The following is a 3533-nucleotide window of genomic DNA, read 5'->3' as shown; positions in this document are numbered from 1 at the left end:
TAGCCTTGAACGCCGAAGTAGTGCGCAAGATGTGTCGTGACAGTCGACTTGCCGACACCACCTTTGAAATTCTGCACAGCAATGATTGCAGGTCGGTCGAGTGGCGCTCGGGCAGGCGAAGCACCCAGAACATCGCGCATATTGAGAAGTGCTTCGATCGAATAGCCCGGTCGGCGACCATTTTCGGTGGGCGGGGGAGGCGGTAGTCGACCGTCGTCCTCGGCCATCCGGATGCGATTGGTCGAACAGCCAAGTAGTGCTGCAGCTTCGGCGATGCCATAGCGCACAGAAAGCGCCTTGCGACTCTCGGGAAGGAACGCCTGTCGCCGCAGCCGCTCGATCATCTTTTCGCCAGCCTCAGCCATTTCGGCAATGCGGGAGACTTCTGAATTCATAACTGCCCCGATGCGCGCGAATGAATGTTTTTGTGCATATAGCAAGTCAAATTCATTCAGTCCAGCGCGGGGAAGTTTGAACTAGAAGCCGCCGTTGCGTCGATCTTGGCACGCGGGGAGGGGAGGGGGACTGAGCTCGATGCCCATGTCCCTTGTTCGCAACAGACCCACAGCTGAGCTCCGGTCCCTGGTCCACCGTCTTGGCGGTACCTGGTCCGGCGACACCGCCATGTGCGCTTGCCCGGCCCATGCCGACAGAACCCCGTCGCTGTCGGTCCGCCAGGGGGACCGAGGCATACTCGTCACCTGCCATGCGGGCTGCGATGCCAGAGACGTTCTGCGCGAACTTGCACGCATCGAGCACCTGCCAGACTTTCGTCGTGCTATCGTTGAGAAAGCAACGGGTGGTCCCGGCGAAGCCCATCTCGCCATCTGGCGCGCGGCCAATGCCATCGAGGGAACGCTCGCCGAGCGTTACATCCGCGACACACGTGGCATCTGGGCGCCGCTCAGCGATGTCCGATTCCACCCACAATGTCCGCGAGGGCAGGGGGCCTTTGCCAGATTCGAGCCCGCGCTCTTGGTCGCCATGCACAAGCTTGGCGAAATCGCCGCGATCCAGCGGATATTCCTCGATCCCGGCACGGCCAACTGGACTGAAAAGCTCTGTCTCGGGCAGGCAATTGGGGCGGCCTGGACCAATGGGCCTCCCGCTCGAACCATTGGCCTGTGCGAAGGGTTCGAGACGGCTGCCGCCTACATGTCGCTGACCGGCATTCAGGCCTGGGCGACCATGGGGGCCAAACGGTTCCACCAACTGACCATACCATCAGATGTCGAGACGCTGATCCTGCTTGCCGACAACGACACCGAAGGCCGGCGTGCCCGTGATCGTGCCTGGGAGGCATACAAACGCCCGGGCCTCACCATCGAGACCGAATGGCCACCGGGCGGCATGAACGACTGGGCGCAGCTCCTGAAGCGGTGAGGGGAGGGGGGACGAAGGGATGCGGTCGTTGTTGGCCGTTCCCGGGAGAATTCCATGACCTCTACGATTTCGCGTTCCGCCGCGATCCTTGCTGCCGCCCAGACCCTTGCCGCCAAGATACTCCTCGCCATTCCGGTCGACCGTGCCGCGCTCACCCAGGCCATGACCGAGGCCGCCGGCGGCAGCGATGCAGATGGCTTTTGGCAGCAGCGCGACAGTTTCGAGGCGCTTGAGGCGGCGATTACGCTGACTGCGCACGAACTTACCTCAAGATGCGACGGCGCATCGGCAATCCGGACACTGGAAGCGATCACGCGCGAGCTTCCTACCCATACCGTGCGCAGCGAGGACCAGATCGAGTATCAGCAGTTCTCGACCCCGCCCGCACTCGCCATGCTCGCCATCCAGCTGGCGCGGTTGACATCTGAGGACGTGTTCCTCGAGCCGAGCGCTGGCACCGGGATCATCGCCTCATTGGCACGCCCGCATGTCGCCACCACCCTGGTCAACGAACTCGAACCTACGCGCGTCGGGATCCTGGAAGGTCTGTTCCCGGCTCTGCCCGTCACCCGGCACGACGGGGCCAAGATCAGCGCGCTGCTATCAGGGATGACGCGTCCGAGCGCTATCATCATGAACCCGCCGTTCTCAATCTCGCAATCGCGTGGGCAAGACGCCAACACGGCGGCACGGCACCTGCGATCAGCGCTCGACCATCTGCTGCCCGGCGGGCGCGTCGTCGCGATCATGCCTGACTGGTTCACACCGTCTGCCAAATACGCACATGCTTTTCGCCATACCCTAGAAGGCGCGCGGATTGTCCTCTCACTGCGCCTCGATAAGGGCGCCTATGCCAAACACGGCACCTCTATCGCGGTCCGGGTGTTCGTGATCGACAAGGTTGCGGGCGACATATCGGTCTCGACCATCAACCGGCAAAGCCCGCTCGAACTCTACGAGGCAATTCCCGTCATCCCGCCGCGTGCTTCGCTGCGCGAATCCACGCCGCCCTCAGTCCCCCGCGCCGGCAAGCTGAGCTTCTTCCGGGCGGTGAAAAGCGGGCCTGCGCGCCCTGTCGTGATCCGGTCCCCGCAAACCAACGAGGTTAAACCCGTTGCCTATATGGTTCTCGATGAGCCGGCCCCAATGGGCGAGCAGCGCGGTGTCTATGCAGATTACCGGCCATCGCGACTGGTTCTGCCCGAAGCAGGCGAGCACCCAACGCACCTCGTCGAATCCGCCGCCATGGCGTCGATCGCTGCGCCCAGACCGCAATATGTGCCCAATCTGCCCGAGCGCACCGTCACCGCGCGCCTGCTGTCAGCCGCACAGCTTGAAACCGTGATCTATGCAGGCGAGGCCTGGTCGCGCGAGCTGCATGGACGCTTCACCCATCCGCCCAGCGAAGTTGCGCTCAAGGAGGACCCAGATGGCGAGGCCTACCGCACTGGTTTCTTCCTCGGTGACGGCACCGGGGCGGGGAAGGGGCGACAGGCGGCAGCCTGCATTCTCGACCAGTGGTTGCGCGGTAATCGCCGTCATATCTGGATCAGCAAGAATGCGCCGCTGCTCGAAGACGCCCAGCGCGACTGGACAGCAATCGGTGGTCTGCCTGCCGACATTCTTGAACTGTCGCGCTGGAAGATTGGCGAAGAGATCACCGCGCCTGAGGGCATCCTGTTCGTTCCCTATGGCACGCTGCGTTCGTCCCGTGTCGAAGACACGCGCCTTGATCAGATCGTGCGCTGGGCCGGATCCGACTTCGAGGGCGTCATCGTGTTTGACGAAGCCCATGAAATGGGCGGTGTGGCGGGCGGGGAAGGGGCCCTGGGGCAGAAGGAGGGTTCATTGCAGGGCATTGCCGGGGTGCTGCTGCAAAACACCCTCCCGCGCGCCCGTGTGCTCTATGCCTCGGCCACCGGGGCTTCCGATGTCAACAACCTCGCCTATGCGGTGCGGCTTGGCCTGTGGGGGCCGGGCACGGCTTTTGCGGGCCGTGAGCAGTTCATCAGCGAAATCCGCGATGGCGGTATCGCCGCGATGGAGCTGGTAGCCCGCGATCTTAAGGCCTCGGGTGTCAACACCGGGATAAAAACGGGCCAGGCACCGGTTTAAAAAGGGGCCAGTTGGGTTGAATAAAAAGCCCCATG

General features: G+C 63.1%; 2 protein-coding genes and 1 pseudogene. 2 read left to right on the top strand and 1 reads right to left on the bottom strand.

Translation table 11 applies throughout. The features are described 5' to 3' along the window. A pseudogene (locus tag K5Q19_RS07570) lies at positions 1-395 on the bottom strand (chromosome partitioning protein); the annotation flags it as partial. Between the two features lie 139 nt (positions 396-534). On the opposite strand from K5Q19_RS07570, the gene K5Q19_RS07565 reads away from it, so the two are divergent. After that, complete coding sequence (locus tag K5Q19_RS07565; protein WP_231729290.1) at positions 535-1383, top strand: toprim domain-containing protein; 849 nt, start codon at positions 535-537, stop codon at positions 1381-1383. Between the two features lie 54 nt (positions 1384-1437). Further along, a complete protein-coding gene (locus K5Q19_RS07560) occupies positions 1438-3498 on the top strand; it encodes a strawberry notch family protein (protein ID WP_292942953.1) in 2061 nt (686 codons plus the stop codon). Positions 3499-3533: the final 35 nt, after the last annotated feature.

The organism is Novosphingobium sp. (assembly GCF_019748365.1).
GTDB lineage: Bacteria > Pseudomonadota > Alphaproteobacteria > Sphingomonadales > Sphingomonadaceae > Novosphingobium.
This window is presented reverse-complemented; position numbering and strand designations above follow the sequence as displayed.